15 protein-coding genes and 1 riboswitch are annotated in these 18,478 nt (G+C 61.9%); of the genes, 6 read left to right on the plus strand and 9 right to left on the minus strand.

Annotated features, from left to right (window positions below; translation table 11 throughout):
- Nucleotides 1-760: 760 nt before the first annotated feature.
- The 7 genes from G6N78_RS16485 to clpP all read right to left on the minus strand — a co-directional run bounded on the left by G6N78_RS16485 (nt 761) and on the right by clpP (nt 11,015).
- Complete coding sequence (locus G6N78_RS16485) at nt 761-1,780, minus strand: NAD-dependent epimerase (protein ID WP_165220374.1); 1,020 nt, start codon at nt 1,778-1,780, stop codon at nt 761-763.
- A 170-nt stretch (nt 1,781-1,950) separates the two neighbouring features.
- Nucleotides 1,951-4,149, minus strand: a complete 2,199-nt coding sequence (locus G6N78_RS16490; RefSeq protein WP_165220377.1) for an esterase-like activity of phytase family protein — start codon at nt 4,147-4,149, stop codon at nt 1,951-1,953.
- 98 nt (nt 4,150-4,247) lie between these two features.
- Nucleotides 4,248-5,108 (minus strand): DMT family transporter, encoded by an 861-nt coding sequence (locus tag G6N78_RS16495; RefSeq protein WP_165221904.1) that lies wholly within the window; start codon nt 5,106-5,108, stop codon nt 4,248-4,250.
- A gap of 178 nt (nt 5,109-5,286) precedes the next feature.
- Nucleotides 5,287-5,441, minus strand: a riboswitch (FMN riboswitch).
- Between the two features lie 129 nt (nt 5,442-5,570).
- Nucleotides 5,571-5,846, minus strand: a complete 276-nt coding sequence (hupB, locus tag G6N78_RS16500; RefSeq protein WP_165220380.1) for a DNA-binding protein HupB — start codon at nt 5,844-5,846, stop codon at nt 5,571-5,573.
- A 197-nt stretch (nt 5,847-6,043) separates the two neighbouring features.
- Entirely contained in the window at nt 6,044-8,464 is a 2,421-nt protein-coding gene (gene lon / locus G6N78_RS16505; RefSeq protein ID WP_165220383.1) for an endopeptidase La, read from the minus strand.
- A gap of 349 nt (nt 8,465-8,813) precedes the next feature.
- Nucleotides 8,814-10,094 carry an ATP-dependent Clp protease ATP-binding subunit ClpX gene (gene clpX, locus G6N78_RS16510; RefSeq protein WP_165220386.1) on the minus strand — a complete coding sequence of 427 codons (1,281 nt, stop codon included), beginning with the start codon at nt 10,092-10,094 and terminating at the stop codon, nt 8,814-8,816.
- A gap of 288 nt (nt 10,095-10,382) precedes the next feature.
- On the minus strand, nt 10,383-11,015 hold the full coding sequence (clpP, locus tag G6N78_RS16515; RefSeq protein WP_165220389.1) for an ATP-dependent Clp endopeptidase proteolytic subunit ClpP: 633 nt from the start codon (nt 11,013-11,015) through the stop codon (nt 10,383-10,385).
- 247 nt (nt 11,016-11,262) lie between these two features.
- On the opposite strand from clpP, the gene G6N78_RS16520 reads away from it, so the two are divergent.
- The 6 genes from G6N78_RS16520 (at nt 11,263) to G6N78_RS16545 (ending at nt 16,726) form a co-directional block, all read left to right on the plus strand.
- Nucleotides 11,263-12,519, plus strand: a complete 1,257-nt coding sequence (locus G6N78_RS16520) for a GGDEF domain-containing protein (RefSeq protein ID WP_165220392.1) — start codon at nt 11,263-11,265, stop codon at nt 12,517-12,519.
- A gap of 114 nt (nt 12,520-12,633) precedes the next feature.
- A complete protein-coding gene (gene ggt / locus G6N78_RS16525) occupies nt 12,634-14,391 on the plus strand; it encodes a gamma-glutamyltransferase (RefSeq protein WP_165220395.1) in 1,758 nt (585 codons plus the stop codon).
- A 50-nt stretch (nt 14,392-14,441) separates the two neighbouring features.
- Nucleotides 14,442-15,689: a cytochrome P450 gene (locus G6N78_RS16530; RefSeq protein ID WP_165220398.1), complete on the plus strand. Its 1,248-nt coding sequence runs from the start codon at nt 14,442-14,444 to the stop codon at nt 15,687-15,689.
- 60 nt (nt 15,690-15,749) lie between these two features.
- A complete protein-coding gene (locus tag G6N78_RS16535) occupies nt 15,750-16,022 on the plus strand; it encodes a hypothetical protein (RefSeq protein WP_165220401.1) in 273 nt (90 codons plus the stop codon).
- A complete protein-coding gene (locus tag G6N78_RS16540) occupies nt 16,019-16,405 on the plus strand; it encodes a type II toxin-antitoxin system VapC family toxin (RefSeq protein WP_165220404.1) in 387 nt (128 codons plus the stop codon). Before G6N78_RS16535 ends, G6N78_RS16540 begins: the two co-directional genes overlap by 4 nt.
- A gap of 81 nt (nt 16,406-16,486) precedes the next feature.
- Entirely contained in the window at nt 16,487-16,726 is a 240-nt protein-coding gene (locus G6N78_RS16545) for a type II toxin-antitoxin system Phd/YefM family antitoxin (protein WP_165220407.1), read from the plus strand.
- 60 nt (nt 16,727-16,786) lie between these two features.
- Here the strand turns inward: G6N78_RS16545 and G6N78_RS16550 are convergent, their stop codons facing one another.
- Nucleotides 16,787-17,131: a cupin domain-containing protein gene (locus tag G6N78_RS16550; RefSeq protein WP_165220410.1), complete on the minus strand. Its 345-nt coding sequence runs from the start codon at nt 17,129-17,131 to the stop codon at nt 16,787-16,789.
- Between the two features lie 53 nt (nt 17,132-17,184).
- The gene (locus G6N78_RS16555; RefSeq protein ID WP_165220413.1) at nt 17,185-18,468 is read right to left on the minus strand and encodes an O-acetylhomoserine aminocarboxypropyltransferase; all 1,284 of its coding nucleotides are present in this window, start codon (nt 18,466-18,468) and stop codon (nt 17,185-17,187) included.
- Between the last annotated feature and the right edge of the window lie 10 nt (nt 18,469-18,478).

Here is an 18,478-nt window from a genome sequence, read left to right on the forward strand (position 1 = left end):
TCCCGCGAGACACTCGTTCTGGCCAAGCACTGAAAACGCTCAACTTTTCCAAGTGTCTCAAAATCCCATAAAATACCGGAAAATCTCACAAATGGCGGGTTCTCATCGCCCACCATTTCTCCCTTTGATGCTGTTTTGCTTGTCGTTGTTGACTGAGTGCTTTGAGTCTGTCGCGACTGCGTGGACAACTCGCCGAGCCGTTGAGCAACTTCTACGCATTACATCTGCCGGGTCAGGTTATTCCACTTTCTTCAAATAGTCCCTCAGATGAAACACCACGATGCAGGCGAGGTAGGCTCTCCGGCGGGAATTTGTCGTCTCCTCATATTCACGCAAAGTGGGAAGCACTATTTCCCCCATGTACTGACATGGGGGCATGAGACTTGCGATCATTGGTGTCCTCCAGTCGCGCTTTGGCAGGTGCGAGCCCTCACCCGGCCTCCGCTTCGCTCGGCCACCCTCTCCCCAAGGGGAGAGGAGATTCGCAAGGGCTGCGGCGCCTTCTTCTCCCCTCGGAGAGAAGGTGCCCGAAGGGCGGATGAGCGGCGGCTTGCACGGCTCGCGTAAATCTACGCCCGAATCAACTCGCCAACAATCTCTGGACACCCCGTGCTGCCTCTGTCACAAGCGCCGCGGGGCGCGACCGCCGTTATCTATAGAACGGGTTCGGGCGACAGATTGACGTCACGTTGCTGCCACGAGAGTACGTGGCCGCCCCGCTGTTTTCCCCGACATCAGGATCAGAGCGCTCTCGAAAGCGTCAGAGCTGCAGTTCGTCGCGGTTTTCCAGATACCAGGCGACAAAAGCCTTCACGCCAACGTCGAGGCCGATCTCCGGCTTCTGGCCGGTCAGCGCCACCAAAAGGTCGGGGCTTGCATAGGTGCGTGGCACGTCGCCCTTCTGCATCGGCAGCATCTTTCGCCGCGCGGGCTTTCCCATCACCTTCTCGATCGTCTCGACGAAATCCATCAGCCCCACCGGCTGGCCGCCGCCGATATTGACGACGCGGAACGGCGCCTGGTGCGACAGCGTGTCGGAGACACCGGGCAGCGTCACCCGATTCGATTCGTCCGGCGCCACCTTGGAGAGCGCAACGATCCCCTGAACGAGATCGTCGATGTAGGTGAAGTCGCGACTCATCTTCCCTTCGCCGTAAATCTCCACCTCGCGGTCCTCCAGCATTGCCTTGACGAACTTGAAGAGCGCCATGTCCGGGCGGCCCCAGGGGCCGTAGACGGTGAAGAAGCGGAAGGCGGTGGTCGGCACCTTGTGCAGATGCGCATAGGAATGCGCCATCATCTCCATCGCCTTCTTGGTGGCGGCGTAGAAGGTCAAGGGTTCGTCGGCGCGGTCGGCCTCGGCGAAGGGGATCTTGTCGTTTGCGCCGTAGACGGAGGAGGTGGAGGCGAGCATCAGGTGGCGCACGCCGACAGTCTTTGCCAGTTCGAGGATGTTCCAGGAGCCGGTGAGGTTCGAATCGAGATAGGCCTTCGGGTTTTCGAGGCTGTAGCGCACGCCCGCCTGGGCGGCGAGATGCACGATCACCTCCGGCGCCCCCTCCTCCAGCGTGCTTTCCAGGAGGCGCTGATCCTCGAGCATGCCGATCACCGGGCGGAAGCCTGGAAACTGGCCGAGCGCCGCGTGTCGGGCCTCCTTGAGGCGAAGATTGTAGTATGGGGTCATGCCATCGAACCCGGTGACGCGGTGCCCCTCTTCCAGGAGGTGCCTGGCCAGATGAAAGCCGATGAAACCCGCGGTTCCGGTGATCAGATAATGCATGATGTGGCACCCCTATCCTTGCGGGCGGATAGAAAACCATCCGCCCGGCGGATGCAACCCGCATTCAGGCCGCCGTGGCAGCCTGTCGTTCAACCGCGCGTGACGAAAATGGGCCCCGGCGATAACGCCGGGGCCCATCGTGATGGATCAAGTGATGGCGACGATGCCGGTCAGTTGATTGCTTTCATCTCGACGGGGAAGAAGATCGTCTCGCCGGAGGAATCATCCACGCCGTCATTGTCGGTCACCGCATAGGCCTTGCCGGACTTGTCGAAGGCGAAGCCCTCGAGCTTGTCCACGACGTACCCGTTGGTGGCGGCCTTCAGATCCGGCAGGAAGTCATGCACGTCCTCCTTCTTGACCACCGGCAGTTCGCCGCCGAGCTTGGCGCCCTTCAGATCCGCGATCGCCACGCGGAAGAGCTTCTTCAGCTTCGCTTTGTCGCCGATCTGGTTGTCGCGTTCGACGATATAGACGTAATCGCCATGGGCGGTGATTTCCGACAGGCCGACCCAGCCCTCGCCCGCCTTGTCCAGCGGATAGCGCACGGCAGACCACTCCTTGGTCTTCGGCTTGTAGGCGACGAGTTTGACGCTGCCCTTCGGATCGTCCTTCCATTCGCGCTGGACGGCCATCCAGAGCGTCAGGTCGTCGCCCTTACCGACGCTCGTCACACCTTCGAAACCGAAGCGGGTTTCGCCGGCAAGCAGTTCGGCCGGAAGACCGATCTCCGCCTTGATCTCGCCCTTGGCATCGACGTTGTAAAGCGCGTGCGGCACGAGCTTGGACGAGTCGCCTTCGGAGGCCAGCCAGAAGCCGCCCTTGCCATCCAGCGCAATGCCTTCGAGGTCGAGCTTCTGGGCCGGCTGGCCGCCGCGCGTCACACGCACGACATTGGTGATTTCAGCGGGCGTCTTGCTGGCATCGATCGTGAAGATCGACGGCTGCATGCTGTAGAAGGAATCGGAGACCGCATAGAGGATGCCGTCCTTTTCCGCATCGCCGGCCAGACCGGACAACGCGCCCCAGCCGATGATCTTGCCATCGACATCCTTGGAGACGAGCGTCGGATAGGTCGGCCTGCCTTCGGCATATTGGTAGAGCATCACATGCGAGCGCACGCCGCCATCCTTGCCGAGATCGACTTCGTTGGCGGTGGCGAGCAGGTTGCGGCCGGGGATGGCGACGGCGCCTTCCGGGGAAATGCCCGAGGGCAGGAGCTGCGTCAGCTGTGGTTCGGCGCCGGTATCCTTGTAGACGCCAACCACCGAGGCGCGCTCGGCGAGCACGAAAAAGTACTTTTGGCCGCCAAAGGTCGCGGCTTCCAGACCTTCCGGCTCGACGCCCTTCGACTTGGCGCGCTTGTCCGGGAAATGGCCGATGCGGGCAATCGCCTGCTCGAACGCAGAGCCCGATTCGTAGAGAACCTTGCCGGTCTTGTCGAAGATGGTGAAGCCGCGTGTGCCACCCTTCCAGTCGCCTTCGTTGGCGATGACGAAGCGGTCATTGTCCAGCCACTTCACGGCATCAGGTTCACGCGGACGCTCATCCAGCTTGCCGGTAAAAGTGAGTGCGCCATCGGACTTGGTGTCAACGCCTTCGACCGCCGTCTTGCCGGCGGAGAATCTCGTCTTCACCGTGCCGGTCTTGCCGTCGATGATGACGATATCATTGTTTTCCTGCAGCGTGAGCGCAACCTCGCCGAGGCTGTTGATGGCGACGAATTCCGGCTCCGGATCATCCCCAGCCACATCGGCCAGACCGGCCAGCGTGACGTGCTTGATGGAGGCGCAGTCGGCAGCGCCATCCTTCAGGGGGACGATCACGAGATCGCCGGCCGGCATCTGCGGGATCGCCCCGTCATTCACCTTCTCGTCGCGCTCGTTTTCGATGGCAATCGCCGCGAAGCTCTTGTCGGGAGACACGGAGACGGAATCCGGCTGGCCGCCGAGATCGCAGCTGGCCTCCACCTTCTTCGTCGCCAGATCGACGACGCGCAGCTGGCCGGACGGCTTCACATAGCTCTCGGACGTGTTGACGGCAGCGAGGACCTTCTTGCCGGCAACCGCAACCGAGGTCGGCTCACCATCCATCATCAGCGCGCCGGCGGCCTTCGGCGCCTTGGGATCGGTGATGTCGATGAAGCCGATCGCGCCCAGCGGGCTGTCGGAATAGATCAGCATGGTGCCGTCTTCGGACGCGGTGATGATTTCCGCCGAACTCGGCGTCAGCTTGTCCTTTTCGGCCGGCAGGTTCTGCGCCACCGGGAAGGCGGCGATCCGGTTGAACACCTGTTCGGCGGCGGCGGGAGCCGCGACCGAGGCCAGCAGTGCCGCGGTCAGCGCGGCGCGCGAAATCTTCGTTTTCATGAAACAGCCCTCCATGTCCAGACATTGAACAGGGCGCTTTTGCGGCATGGTCATGACAGCGGGATGACATGATCCCCTATTTGGCGGGGACGTCAGGGTCAGATCGTCTCCTGTCCGGCTTCCTGCCTGCTTTCCTGGCGCGCCTCGCGCAGGAGGAGCGACAGCGAGGCGGCGAGGATCAGAAGGGCGCCGAGCCAGAGCGTGCCGCTCGGGGCGTAACCGAAGACCAGCCAGCCGGCGGCGACATTCAACGGCAGCTTCAGATCATCGAAGGGCTGCACATAGGCGGCATCGGCGGCATTGTAGGCAAGCGTCAGCAGGTACTGGCCAAAGGCGGTCAACAGGCCGGCAAACAGGAGCAGCCAGAGGCTCATGCCCTCCGGGACGGCAAAGCCGGTGCCGAGCGCGAGTGCGGCGTTGATCGGCGTCAGCAGGACGAGCAGCCAGACCGTCACCGTTTCCGGTGCCTCGTGATGGGTGAGGTTCTTCATGATCAGCGACGACCCGCCCCACAAAAGCGCAGACAGGACCGGCAACAGGGAAGCGGCGGTAAAGCCAGCCGACCAGGGTTGCAGGATGATCATGGCGCCGACAAAACCCGCCACCGTCGCCAGCCAGCGGTGGAGGCCGATGCGTTCGCCGAGGAAGAGTCGGGCGCCGATGATGACGAAGAAGGGCGAGGTCATGACGAGCGCGATCGCCTGCCAGATCGGCACCGTTGCCAGCCCCACCACCCAGGCCTGCACGCCAAGCGCTGCGAGCGCCACCCGCACCAGATGGCGAACCGGATAGCGCGTGCGCATGGACCGCACGCCCAGCCGCCACAGAAGCGGCAGGCTGAAGACGAGTGCAAAGCCATACTGCCAGAAGGCGGTGGACGCGGCGGGAAAATGCAGGACCATGGCGAGCCATTGCGTGGCAACGTTGAGCGCCGCAAAGACGATGCCGGCGAGCACCATGAACAGCGCGCCGATCACGGCACGGGACCGAAGGGCTGAGGTCTTGGCGGCAGTTTTTGCACTCACGGACAGGCTCCTGGCTCGGGTTGACGATACCAGGACGACGAAGCACCACGCCGCCCCCTGCCCTTATCGAGGCACAGAACAGCGTGCAACGCCGGCGGATCGCCGGCGCGCGCCTCGTTCTCTCTCATCCGGACTATGACCGTCGGCTCCGGAGTTCGACCGGATCTGCTGACCCCGCACTGCACGACGCATTGACGGGCGCTCGCGGGCTTGAAGCTTGAGCTTCCTACCGCCGGTGGGGAATTGCACCCCGCCCTGAGAACGCTGCCGGTCTTTGGCCGGCTCGTTTTGTTATCCCATCACCGGGACGGTGACAAGCAAGACGAAAAAGGCCCGGCGCAGGGGCCGGGCCTTGATCAGGTCGCGAGGAGCTTCGCCGCGGGGCGGCGCCAGACCTCAGCTGTTGACGGCGTCCTTCAGGCCCTTGCCGGCCGAGAACTTCGGAACATTGCGAGCCGGGATATCGACTTCAGCACCGGTCGAGGGGTTACGGCCCTTCGATGCTTCACGGCGCGAAACGGAGAAGCTGCCAAAGCCTGCAAGACGAACTTCGCCACCGTTCTTCAACTCGCCCTGAACGGCTTCGAATACGGCGTCAACTGCGGACGCGGCATCAGCCTTGGAGAGACCTGCCTTTTCGGCGACGGCGGATACCAATTCGTTCTTGTTCATGTTTCCACCCCTTTCAATGGTTTCACATACAATGGATCGGTCGGGGGCGACTCGTGTTTCTGACGACCCCTTCGCAAACCCAAAAGCTCCGCAATGGCCTGAAAAACAAGGGGTACAGACCAGTTTTCACAAAAAAGGCCGGCGATTTGCCGGCCTTTTTCACAGCTATGTGCAATTTTCGCACACTTCACAGCCCATCAATGGGCGAGCGAAGTGCCGGTTTCCTCGGCGCCCTCGACCGTCGCAATCACCGGTGTTTCCACCGTACCGTCCCATTCGATGGGCTCCGGTTTGCGGGTCAGCGCGTGTTCGAGCACTTCCGACATCAAGGAGACCGGAATGATCTCCATGTTGTTCTTCACGTTGTCCGGAATTTCCGCCAGATCCTTGGCGTTCTCTTCCGGGATCAGAACCTTCTTGATGCCGCCGCGAAGGGCTGCGAGCAGCTTTTCCTTGAGGCCGCCGATCGGAAGCACGCGACCGCGCAGGGTGATTTCACCCGTCATCGCCACGTTCTTATCGACCGGGATGCCGGTCATGATCGAGACGATGGCGGTTGCCATGGCCACACCGGCGGACGGACCGTCCTTCGGCGTGGCGCCTTCCGGCACGTGGACGTGGATGTCCGACTTGTCGAAGCGCGGCGGCTCGATGCCAAAATCGACGGCACGGGAGCGCACGTAGGATGCAGCCGCCGAAATCGATTCCTTCATCACGTCCTTCAGGTTGCCGGTGACGGTCATGCGACCCTTGCCGGGCATCATGACGCCTTCGATCGTCAGAAGCTCGCCGCCGACTTCCGTCCAGGCGAGACCGGTGACGACGCCGACCTGATCCTCACGCTCTGCCTCGCCGTGGCGGAACCGCGGCACGCCGAGATAGTCGTGAACGTTGGCCGCAGTGACTTCCACCGTCTTCGTCTTGCCCTTGATGATCTCGGTGACCGCCTTGCGGGCGAGCTTCATCAGTTCGCGCTCGAAGTTACGCACGCCGGCTTCGCGGGTGTACTGCTGGATGACCGCCATCAGGGCATCGTCGCTGACGGAGAATTCCTCCGGTTTCAGCGCATGTTCCTTGATGGCCTTCGGCAGCAGGTGCCGCTTGGCGATTTCGCGCTTCTCATCTTCCGTGTAACCGGCGATGCGGATGATCTCCATGCGGTCCATCAGCGGTGCCGGAATGTTCAGCGTGTTCGCCGTGGTGATGAACATCACGTCGGACAGGTCGTATTCCACTTCCAGGTAATGGTCCATGAAGGTGGAATTCTGCGCCGGATCGAGCACTTCGAGCAGGGCCGACGACGGATCGCCACGGAAATCCATGCCCATCTTGTCGATTTCGTCGAGCAGGAAGAGCGGGTTCGAGCGCTTGGCCTTCTTCATCGACTGGATGACCTTGCCGGGCATCGAGCCGATATAGGTGCGGCGGTGACCGCGGATTTCGGCCTCGTCCCGCACGCCGCCAAGCGCCATGCGGACATATTCGCGACCGGTGGCCTTCGCGATCGACTGGGCGAGCGAGGTCTTGCCGACGCCCGGAGGACCGACGAGGCACAGAATCGGGCCCTTGATCTTCGTGGCACGCGCCTGGACCGCCAGATATTCGACGATGCGTTCCTTGACCTTGTCGAGACCGTAGTGATCCTGTTCGAGGATCTTCTCGGCATTGTTCAGGTCAGCCTTGATCTTCGACTTCTTGTTCCACGGAATGCTCAACAGCCAGTCGAGGTAGTTGCGCACGACCGTGGCTTCCGCCGACATCGGGCTCATCTGCTTCAGCTTCTTCAGTTCGGCATCCGCCTTTTCGCGGGCCTCCTTGGTCAGCTTGGTCTTGGCGATGCGTTCTTCCAGTTCGGCCATTTCGTCACGGCCGTCCTCGCCCTCGCCGAGCTCCTTCTGAATGGCCTTCATCTGCTCATTCAGATAATACTCGCGCTGGGTCTTCTCCATCTGGCGCTTGACGCGCGAGCGGATGCGCTTTTCGACCTGAAGAACCGAGATCTCGCCTTCCATGAAGCCGAGCGCCTTTTCCAGCCTGCCCTTCACGCTCACCGTTTCCAGCATTTCCTGCTTTTCGGTGATCTTGATGGACAGATGCGAGGCAACGGTATCGGCGAGCTTCGAGTAGTCCTCGATCTGGCTTGCCGCACCAACGACTTCCGGAGAGATCTTCTTGTTCAGCTTGACGTAGTTTTCGAACTCGGAGACCACGGAGCGGGCCAGTGCCTCCACCTCGACGGAATCGTCTTCCGGCTCGGCGAGAACCTTGGCGGTCGCCTCGTAGAAATCTTCGCGGCCCGTGTAGGTGTCGATCCGGGCGCGGGCGCGGCCCTCGACCAGAACCTTCACGGTGCCATCGGGCAGCTTCAGAAGCTGGAGGACATTGGCAACCGTTCCCACCTTGTGGATGGCAGACGGGTCCGGATCGTCATCTCCGGCATTGATCTGGGTGACGAGCATGATCTGCTTGTCGGACCCCATGACCTCTTCCAGCGCGCGAATGGATTTTTCGCGCCCGACGAACAGAGGTACGATCATGTGGGGGAAGACCACAATGTCGCGCAAAGGCAGGACCGGATAGACATCCCCGCCAGGTGCCGCAGACGCTGTATTCGTCATGTCATTTCCTTTCACTCGTCCCGTTTCCGGGAGCCGGCCCGACCACAGGAGGCGGGCACTTCTTTCCTCCCCAAAGTGGAGGTTTTAACGGGTCTTTTCAAGCCTTGCGCGTCGCGCCATTGAAGGAAGCGCTAAGAGAGCACACTAGGACGGGATGCTTACGCGTGACTGGTCAGTCCGTCGGAACCCTGGAGGCACAAGCGCATCGGCGCCTTTCGCCATCCATCCGGTTCGCCGCCCATCAGCCTCTCTGGCTGGCGCGGCACCTGCGGCGTGATGCCTCAAGTTCGGCATCGGACCCGCAAGGCAAAATGAGGCGAGGCACCCAAGGTCCCTCGCCCCTTATTCATCAGGCCGAAACGTTGGCCTTCTCGTCCTGGCGGTCGGCATAGATGTAGAGCGGACGGGCTGCGCCGCGAACGACCTCTTCCGAGATCACCACTTCACGCACGCCTTCCAGCGCCGGCAGTTCGAACATCGTGTCGAGCAGGATCTTTTCCATGATCGAGCGCAGGCCGCGGGCGCCGGTCTTGCGCACGATCGCCTTCTTGGCGATCTCGCGCAGCGCGTCCTCGTGGAAGGTCAGTTCGACGTCTTCCATCTCGAACAGGCGCTGGTACTGCTTCACGAGCGCGTTCTTCGGCTCCGACAGGATCTGGATCAGCGCATCCTCATCGAGATCCTCGAGCGTTGCCAGGACCGGCAGACGACCGATGAATTCCGGGATGAGGCCGAACTTGACCAGATCTTCCGGCTCCAGTTCGCGCAGCACTTCGCCGACGCGGCGATCATCCGGCGCCTTGACGGTGGCGGCAAAACCGATCGAGGTCTTTTCGCCACGGGCGGAGATGATCTTGTCGAGGCCGGCAAAGGCGCCGCCGCAGATGAACAGGATGTTCGTCGTATCGACCTGCAGGAATTCCTGCTGCGGATGCTTGCGACCGCCCTGCGGCGGAACGGAAGCGACCGTGCCTTCCATGATCTTCAGAAGCGCCTGCTGCACGCCTTCGCCCGACACGTCGCGGGTGATCGACGGGTTGTCGGACTTGCGGCTGATCTTATCGACTTCGTCGATATAGACGATGCCGCGCTGGGCACGCTCGACGTTGTAATCGGCCGCCTGCAGAAGCTTCAGGATGATGTTTTCGACGTCCTCGCCGACGTAACCGGCTTCGGTCAGCGTCGTGGCATCCGCCATGGTGAAGGGCACGTCGATGATGCGGGCGAGCGTCTGGGCGAGATAGGTCTTGCCGCAACCGGTCGGGCCGACGAGCATGATGTTGGACTTCGCCAGTTCCACTTCGCCGTTCTTGGACGCATGCGCCAGGCGCTTGTAGTGGTTGTGGACGGCAACAGACAGGATCTTCTTCGCCTGCTTCTGGCCGATCACGTATTCGTCCAGCACCTTGATGATGTCCTGCGGCGTCGGAACGCCGTCACGCGAGGACTTCATCATGGAGCTCTTGTTCTCCTCGCGGATGATGTCCATGCACAATTCGACGCATTCATCGCAGATGAACACCGTCGGTCCGGCAATCAGCTTGCGGACTTCGTGCTGGCTCTTGCCGCAGAACGAACAATACAACGTATTCTTGGAGTCGCCGCCGTTGCTGCCGCTGACCTTGCTCATATCACTTCCCTTCCAGCACACCGCCAGCCCGTGATCCGGGCGCGGACACTTCTCTTGCCGACCAGCATGCCTCACGGGGAGGCAGTGCCCGCCACTCCTTCAAGGGGTACTCTGCCGGCAGGGATCAATCTTGTCCCCGGTCCGGTGGCAACGAAACCCCGTCCAGACCGCATGCTATGTCATAAAATTTCAACACAGCATTAATATGCAACTATTAGCGCTTTCGCGGCGAGTTGAAACCCCGTTTTCGGTCACAACGGGGTGACACTTTCGCCGGCACCGCCACCGTCAATCCGCGGAGCCGCCTTCGAGTTCCTGACGCGAGGTCAGAACCTTGTCGACAACACCCCAGGCCAGCGCCTCGTCACAATCCATGAAGTGATCCCGATCGAGGGTCTTTTCGACTTCCTCGTAGGTGCGGCCGGTGTGCTTCACATACACATCATTCAGCCGCTTTTTCATCTTCAATATGTCACGAGCATGGCGCTCGATATCCGAGGCCTGGCCCTGGAAACCGCCGGAGGGCTGGTGCACCATGATGCGCGAGTTCGGCATGGCAAACCGCATGCCCTTTTCACCGGCCGCCAGAAGCAGCGAGCCCATGGACGCGGCCTGACCGATGCAGAGCGTCGAGACGGCCGGCTTGATGAACTGCATGGTGTCGTAGATCGACATGCCGGCGGTGACGACGCCACCGGGCGAATTGATATACAGCGCGATTTCCTTCTTCGGGTTTTCGGCCTCGAGGAACAGGAGCTGCGCGCAGACGAGCGAGGCCATGTGATCTTCGACCGGACCAGTCAGGAAAATGATCCGCTCTTTCAGCAGGCGCGAATAGATGTCGTAGGAGCGCTCGCCGCGGTTGGTCTGCTCGACGACCATCGGCACCAGGGCCATAGCGGTATCAACGGGATTTCTCATGGTGTTCCTTTGTTTCATCGGCGCCCGACGACTTGAACTCAGCGCCAGGAATCGTCTTCATCAGGTCAGCTCTCTACATAGAGCTTGGACGCACCGCACTTCAAGAGTCGGCGGTGGATATCCTTAATCCCTTGGCCTTTTCATCAACGGACAATGAGGATCGTTAGCAATTTCCTTCCAGGAGCAACCAGCTTTTAAACTCTATCCCGCAATGTGGCGGTGGAGATTGTGCAGGAAAGACCGTCTTTTGGATTACGCGACCGCCATGATGCTCTGGGCGACGGAGGCCCTGACACTTGCCATCCTGATGGTGTGCGCCTGGCTGCACGACCGCCGGCAGGCGGTCACGGGCCTGTGGGGACTGGGCTTCGGCCTGCACGGCATCGGCGTTGCGCTGGTCGGATTGCGCGGCGTTGTTCCCGATGTCGTCTCCGTCATCGGCGGCAACGGGTTGATGCTGATCGGCATTGCCGCCTGGTGCAACGGCGTGTTGCTGTATGACGGCCACCGGATGCGGTTCTTTCCGCTTGCTCCTCTCGCCGCGTGGCTTGCAGCGCTGCTCGTGCCCTTCATCATGGAGAACTTCTGGACCCGCAGCGTCGCCATTCAACTGGCGGCGGGGGCATCCTATCTGACGCTCGCCATGGTGCTGCTTTACGGTCGCCAGGAACAGCGCCTGACGCGTCTGGCCTTCGCGCTGGTCTCCACGGTCCAGGCCTGCCTGATGTTCAAGATGGCCTTCGACTGTTTTCACCTCCGGCCGTCCAGCTTCGTCGAAATGCCGCACCTGACGTCGTTTGCCATCGGAAACATCTTTTGTCTGGTGGCAGGCATCCTGCTCGGTGCACAGCTGCTGATGGCGCGTTCGGAAGCCCACCTGCAACACCTGGCAGACAGCGATCCGCTCACCGGCGTCCTCAATCGTCGCGGGCTTCTCGACCGTTTCCACCAGCTTTGCCGCAAGGCCGTCGGCGGCAAGAACCAGATCGCGATCGTGATCTTCGACCTCGACCACTTCAAGCAGGTCAACGATCGGCACGGCCACAAGGCGGGCGATACCGTGCTGCTGGAGTTTTGCCGTGTTGCCACCACCTGCCTTGGCCAGCGGGGCATCTTCGGGCGCATGGGCGGCGAGGAATTTGCCTGCATGATGCAGGTCGGCGGAGCGGCAGAAGCCATCGGGATTACCGAGGCGATCCGGCTCACCCTCGAACACAGCGACATCGTGGTCGATGAAGCGGGGACGTCCGTGTCCGTCACCGTCAGTTGCGGGATCGGGCTGTCGCCGATCGCATCCGCGGATCTCGACCAGATGCTGATCTGTGCCGACCGCGCTTTGTACGCCGCCAAGTTTGACGGCCGCAACGGGACAGCCATTGCCAGCAGCCTCAAGGACGACATCCAGCTGATCGGCCCCGGCGCCATCGATCCGACCCACGAGGAGCGGGAGCCCGTCTTGCTGAAGCGCCCCGCGCTCGTGCCGATCACCGGCGGTCGGATCTGATCCACGCTCCACACTTGCCCTGCTGGCGTTTGTCGGCGACACTCCCCCTCCATCATGCGGGCATTCCGTAACGGAACGTCCCGGCTTTTTTAGAGCCGATACCTGGAGGCCATCATGCGGCACACCTTCCTCCTTGCGACCTTCACAGCAGTCCTGATGCAGACGACGGCGGGCTTCGCGCAGCAGGCCTCCGATACGGTGGCGCCCGAAAAGGCAACCGCCATCACCTCGGCGAAACGGGTCGAGGCGAAATCCTTCATGGTGGCGGCCGCCAATCCGCTCGCGGCGGAGGCCGGTCGCGCCATCATTGACAAGGGTGGCAGCGCGATCGACGCTCTGGTGGCGGTGCAGACGGTGCTGGGACTCGTCGAACCGCAGAGCTCCGGCCTCGGCGGCGGTGCCTTCCTTGTCTATTACGATGCGGCATCCAAGAGCTTGACCACCTTCGATGGGCGGGAGACCGCACCGATGGCCGCCACCCCGAAACTCTTCCTCGACGACAAGGGGCAGCCGCTGAAATTCATGGAGGCGGTCGTCGGCGGCCGTTCGGTCGGCACCCCCGGCACCGTGCGGCTGATGGAGGATGTGCACAAGCGCTTCGGCAAACTGCCATGGGCGGATCTCTTTGCGCCGGCCGAAAAACTGGCGCAGGGCGGATTTGCCGTCTCGCCCAGACTTGCCACGCTGGTGGCCGGCGAAGGCGACAAGCTGAAACGCTATGCGGGGCCGCGCTCCTATTTCTTCGGGCCGGACGGTGCGCCTTTGAAGGCCGGCACCGTCCTGAAGAACCCGGATTACGCCAAGACACTGGCTGCTATTGCCAAGGGCGGCGCGAATGCCTTCTACACCGGGCCGATTGCCGAGGCGATCGTCAAGACGGTGCGGGAGGCAGAAGGCAATCCGGGCGTTCTGTCGCTGGCGGATCTTGCCAATTACCGGACGAAGGAACGGCAACCGGTCTGCGTGACCTACCGGGCGCTCGATGTCTGCGGCATGGGGCCGCCCTCCTCCGGTGCCGTCGCCATCGGCCAGATGCTCGGCATGCTGGAGAACTTCGATCTCAAGGGCTACGAGCCGGACAACGTGCAGAGCTGGCGGCTGATCGGCGATGCGCAACGCCTCGCCTTTGCCGATCGCGAACGGTATCTCGGCGACACCGATTTCGTGCCCTCGCCGATCAAGGGGCTCGTCTCCAAGGATTATCTCGGCCAGCGCGCCAAGCTGCTGGATACGGACCGGGCGCTGCCGGCCGATCAGGTGAAGGCGGGTGAGCCGACCTGGGACCACGCGCTTCTCTTTGGCCGCGGCGCGGCTATCGAACTGCCCTCCACCAGCCATTTCGTGATCGTCGACAAGGACGGCAATGTCGTCTCCATGACGACGACGATCGAGAACGGCTTTGGCTCGCGGCTGATGACGGGCGGCTTCCTGCTCAACAACGAACTTACCGACTTCTCCTTCAAGACCCATGACAAGGGCGTGCCGGTGGCAAATCGCGTGGAGCCGGGCAAGCGGCCGCGCTCCTCCATGTCGCCCACCATCGTGATGAAGGACGGCCAACCGCTACTTGCCATCGGTTCGCCGGGCGGCAGCCAGATCATCGGTTATGTGGCGCAGGCGCTGATTGCCTATATCGACTGGGGCATGCCGGTGGAGCAGATCGTCGCACAGCCGCATCTGATCAACCGCTTCGGCAAGTATGACCTGGAAGCCGGCACCGCGGCGGAAAAGTTTGCCGATCCCTTGAATGCGTTGGGCTTTGACGTGAACCTTGCCGAGATGAATTCCGGCCTGCACGCGATCGAGATCACACCCGCCGGCCTTGCGGGAAGCGCCGACCCGCGGCGCGAAGGTGTGGCTGTCGGCGAATAAGCGGCGAAACCGGCTTTTCTTGTCGCACAAGATATTTTACCCCATCGGGCATGACACAGATGCCCGATTTCCTCCACATCGACGCCGCCACCCGCACGGTCTCGCTCGACGCCCGCAATCCCGCCTTCTACGGCGACCCGAACCGCGCTTATGCGGCGCTGCATGCGCGGTGTCCGACGTTTTACTGGCAGGAGCAGAAGCAGTGGTTCTTCTGCGGTTATGACCACGTGAACGCGCTTTTGCGCGACCGCCGTTTTGGCCGCCAGATCCTGCATATTGCGAGCCGCAAGGAGTTGGGCTTGGCCGAACCTGCCGCCCACACGGCGCATTTCGACCTCGCCGAACGCCATTCGCTGCTGGAGATCGAACCGCCGGAGCACACCCGCCTGCGCACGCTCGTCAACCGCGCCTTCGTCTCACGGCATGTGGAAAAGATGAGCGGCGAGATCGAGACGCTCGCCAACAGTCTGATCGATCGGTTCGAGGCCGACGGCCAGACCGAACTGCTCTCCTCCTTCGCCGACATCATTCCGGTCACGATGATCGCCCGGATGATCGGCATTCCGGAGGCGATGGGGCCGCAGCTTCTCAAATGGAGCCATGATTACGTCGGCATGTATATGTTCAAGCGCTCCCGCGCCGACGAGGACGCCGCCGACCGTTCCGCAAAGGAATTCGCCGATTACGTCAAGACGGTGATTGCCGAGCGCCGCGCCAACCCGCGCGACGACCTTTTGAGCCACATGATCCACACCGAACACAAGGGCCAGCTGCTGACCGAGGACGAGCTGGTTTCGACCACCATCGTACTCCTGAATGCCGGGCATGAGGCGACCGTGCACCAGATCGGCAATTCGGTCAGGGTCATCCTCGACAGCGGCCTTGATCCGCAGGCGATGTTTGCCGATGCCGCTGCCACAGAGCGAACGGTGGAAGAGACGCTGCGCATCTGTGCGCCGGTGCACATTTTCCAGCGCTGGGCCCTGGAAGATGTCGAGGTGGATGGCGTTTCCTTCAAGCGCGGCGACAAGGTGAGCCTCATCCTCGCCGCCGCCAATCTCGACCCGAAGAAGTTTTCCGATCCGCTGCGCTTCCAGCCGGAGCGGAACGAGGGCGCCAACCTCTCCTTCGGCGCCGGCATCCATTTCTGCATCGGCGCGCCGCTGGCACGGCTCGAGCTCAACATCGTGCTACCGCTGCTGTTCAAGCGTCTGCCAGGGCTGCGGCTGGCGGAAAAGCCGGCTGTGAAGGACGTCTATCATTTCCACGGGCTGGAGCGGCTGGATCTTGCTTGGTGAGCAGATCCTTCCCTTTTCGCCAGGGAAGCGTATAGTTTTCCGAGGAACAGGGTGCTTGTCATGTCAACGAGATCCTCAGGCAAAACACGCATGATCGTGGCCGGTGAGAGCACCGGGCCCGAGCAGATCCGGTTTGACCAGAGCGAACTCGATCTTATCGTTCAGGCCCTCGATACCGGCGATCGACAGACGACCGAGCAGGCGCTTGAAACGATCGAAACCGCGACGGCGCGCAAACGTCGTCCCGGTCGCTTCAAAGGCCGCCTTGTGGTGGGCGACGAATTCTTCGAACCGCTGTCGCCGGAGGTTCTGCACGATTTCGACCAAGCATGAAGTATCTGCTGGATACGCACACGCTGCTCTGGTGGCTGTCCGATAGCCCGCAATTGTCGCCGGCCGCCGTCAGGCTGATGGAAGACGGGGACAATGAGATTTTTGTCAGTGCCGCCTCCGCTTGGGAGGTCACGACCAAATGGGTGCGAGGCAAGTTGCCGTCTGCCGCGGTCCTGCTTCCCGACTTCGCTGCGGTGGTGCATGAAGAAGGTTTCCTGGAACTTCCGGTGACGAGCGCCCACATGGTGCGCAGTTGCCTGTTGCCGGGCGTCCATCGTGACCCCTTCGACCGAATTATTGCGGCACAGGCGATCCAGGAGGGAATGGGCTTGATCTCGACCGATGACAAGATTGCCGAATTTGGCGTCGTTCTGCACTGGTAGACCGGGCTGGACAGCCTCTCGTGAAACGAGCCAAAGGCGTGTATGTTGAAAAGGCGATCCAGGAGTTGCAGCATGCGCCACGTGTCGATTGCCGAAGCAAAGGAAAAGTTTGACGAGTTGATTACGCTCGTGCGTGCCGGCGAGACCGTTGTTCTGACCGAAGACAACCGGAATATCGTCGAGCTGAAAGCCGCGCCGGCACCGATGAAGCCTGTGGATATCGAAGCACTTCAGCGGGACCTGGCGGAGCTGCGTGCCTCGATGAAGGGCTTTACCCTCGACGAGCTGGCGGAATTCCGCCGTGAGGGCCAAAAAGGCTGATGCGCTTCATCATTGATGCCTCGGTCACCGCGTCCTGGCATCGCTGTTGGCAGACACGATCTAAAGCCGGATCACGTAATCCTTGCGAGTCGTTTCAATCACTTCCCAGGTTCCTTTGAAGCCCGGTCGCAAGATCAGGCGGTCGCCTGCCTTCAAATGAACCGGCTCGCCGCCCTCTTCCGTGACGATCGAATAGCCGTCGAGGATATGGAAATACTCCCACTCGTCATAGGAGATCCGCCACTTGCCCGGTGTCGATTGCCAGATGCCGGCATAAAGCCCGCCGTCTGCCTCCTCGATATTCCAGGTGGTGAAGCGCGGATCGCCGGAGATCAGACGGTCCGGTGCCGGCGCCCCCTCTTCCGGGGTGATGGCAGACAGGTCGAACGACAGAAAACGCGACATCGGCGGGCTCCGGTGAGGGTGGCGGCGCTGGATGCCCCGCCTCCCTTCGTTTCTTAGACTTTCGCCAGCGACTGTTCCAGATCGGCGATGATGTCGGCGACGTCCTCGATGCCGATCGACAGGCGCACGACATCCGGCCCGGCACCGGCGGCCACCTGCTGTTCCGGCGTCAACTGCCGGTGCGTGGTGGAGGCGGGATGGATGACCAGCGAGCGTGTGTCACCGATATTGGCCAGGTGCGAGAAGAGTTTCAGACCCTCGACGAAATTCTTGCCGGCCTCGTAGCCGCCCTTCAGCCCGAAGGTGAAGACGGCACCGGCGCCGGACGGCGCATAATGCTGCTGCAGCGCGTGGTTCGGATGGTCTTCCAGGCCGGCGTAGTGCACCCACGACACCTTGTCATGCGCCTTCAGCCAGGCGGCGACGGCCGCGGCATTGTCGCAATGCCGCTGCATGCGCAAGGACAGTGTCTCGATGCCGGTCAGGATCATGAAGGCGTTGAAGGGCGAGATGGCGGGGCCGAGATCGCGAAGGCCGAGCACGCGGCAGGCAATGGCAAAGGCGAAGTTGCCAAACGTCTGGTGCAGCACGACGCCCGCATATTCCGGGCGCGGTTCCGACAGCATCGGGTATTTGCCGGAGGCAGACCAGTCGAAGGTGCCGCCATCGACGATGATGCCGCCCATGGAATTGCCGTGGCCACCGAGGAATTTCGTCAGCGAGTGGACGACGATATCGGCGCCATGCTCCAGCGGGCGCACCAGGTAGGGGCTTGCCATGGTGTTGTCGACGATGAGCGGCAGGCCATGCGCCTGCGCAACCTCGGCAATCGCGGCGATATCGACGAAGGTGCCGCCTGGGTTGGCAAGGCTTTCGATGAAGACGCCACGGGTATTTTCATCCACCTGCGACGCAAAACTATCGGGATCGGCCGGATCGGCCCAGCGTACCTCCCAGCCGAAATTCTTGAAGGCATGGCCGAACTGGTTGATCGAGCCGCCATAGAGCCGCTTCGCCGCGATGAAATTGCAACCCGGCTGCATGATCGTGTGGAAGACCAGCATCTGCGCCGCATGGCCGGAGGCAACCGCAAGGGCCGCGGTGCCGCCTTCGAGCGCAGCGACCTTTTCTTCCAGCACCGCCTGGGTGGGGTTCATGATGCGGGTGTAGATATTGCCGAACTGCTGCAGACCGAAGAGAGCCGCCGCATGATCGGCATTCTCGAACACGAAGGACGTCGTCTGGTAGATGGGTGTTGCACGGGCGCCGGTCGCCGGGTCCGGCTTGGCACCGGCATGGATGGCGAGCGTCGAAAAGCCTGGCATTGCATCGGTCATGAAATATCCT

It is taken from the genome of Allorhizobium pseudoryzae, assembly GCF_011046245.1.
In the GTDB taxonomy this organism is placed as follows: Bacteria; Pseudomonadota; Alphaproteobacteria; order Rhizobiales; family Rhizobiaceae; genus Neorhizobium; species Neorhizobium pseudoryzae.

Bases quoted from the DNA above. Each gene is read 5' to 3' on its own strand.
- G6N78_RS16485 (WP_165220374.1), bottom strand. From the start codon at position 1,780: ATGCATTATCTGATCACCGGAACCGCGGGTTTCATCGGCTTTCATCTG.
- G6N78_RS16490 (WP_165220377.1), bottom strand. From the start codon at position 4,149: ATGAAAACGAAGATTTCGCGCGCCGCGCTGACCGCGGCACTGCTGGCC.
- G6N78_RS16495 (WP_165221904.1), bottom strand. From the start codon at position 5,108: ATGGTGCTCGCCGGCATCGTCTTTGCGGCGCTCAACGTTGCCACGCAA.
- hupB (WP_165220380.1), bottom strand. From the start codon at position 5,846: ATGAACAAGAACGAATTGGTATCCGCCGTCGCCGAAAAGGCAGGTCTC.
- lon (WP_165220383.1), bottom strand. From the start codon at position 8,464: ATGACGAATACAGCGTCTGCGGCACCTGGCGGGGATGTCTATCCGGTC.
- clpX (WP_165220386.1), bottom strand. From the start codon at position 10,094: ATGAGCAAGGTCAGCGGCAGCAACGGCGGCGACTCCAAGAATACGTTG.
- clpP (WP_165220389.1), bottom strand. From the start codon at position 11,015: ATGAGAAATCCCGTTGATACCGCTATGGCCCTGGTGCCGATGGTCGTC.
- ggt (WP_165220395.1), top strand. From the start codon at position 12,634: ATGCGGCACACCTTCCTCCTTGCGACCTTCACAGCAGTCCTGATGCAG.
- G6N78_RS16530 (WP_165220398.1), top strand. From the start codon at position 14,442: ATGACACAGATGCCCGATTTCCTCCACATCGACGCCGCCACCCGCACG.
- G6N78_RS16535 (WP_165220401.1), top strand. From the start codon at position 15,750: ATGTCAACGAGATCCTCAGGCAAAACACGCATGATCGTGGCCGGTGAG.
- G6N78_RS16540 (WP_165220404.1), top strand. From the start codon at position 16,019: ATGAAGTATCTGCTGGATACGCACACGCTGCTCTGGTGGCTGTCCGAT.
- G6N78_RS16550 (WP_165220410.1), bottom strand. From the start codon at position 17,131: ATGTCGCGTTTTCTGTCGTTCGACCTGTCTGCCATCACCCCGGAAGAG.
- G6N78_RS16555 (WP_165220413.1), bottom strand. From the start codon at position 18,468: ATGACCGATGCAATGCCAGGCTTTTCGACGCTCGCCATCCATGCCGGT.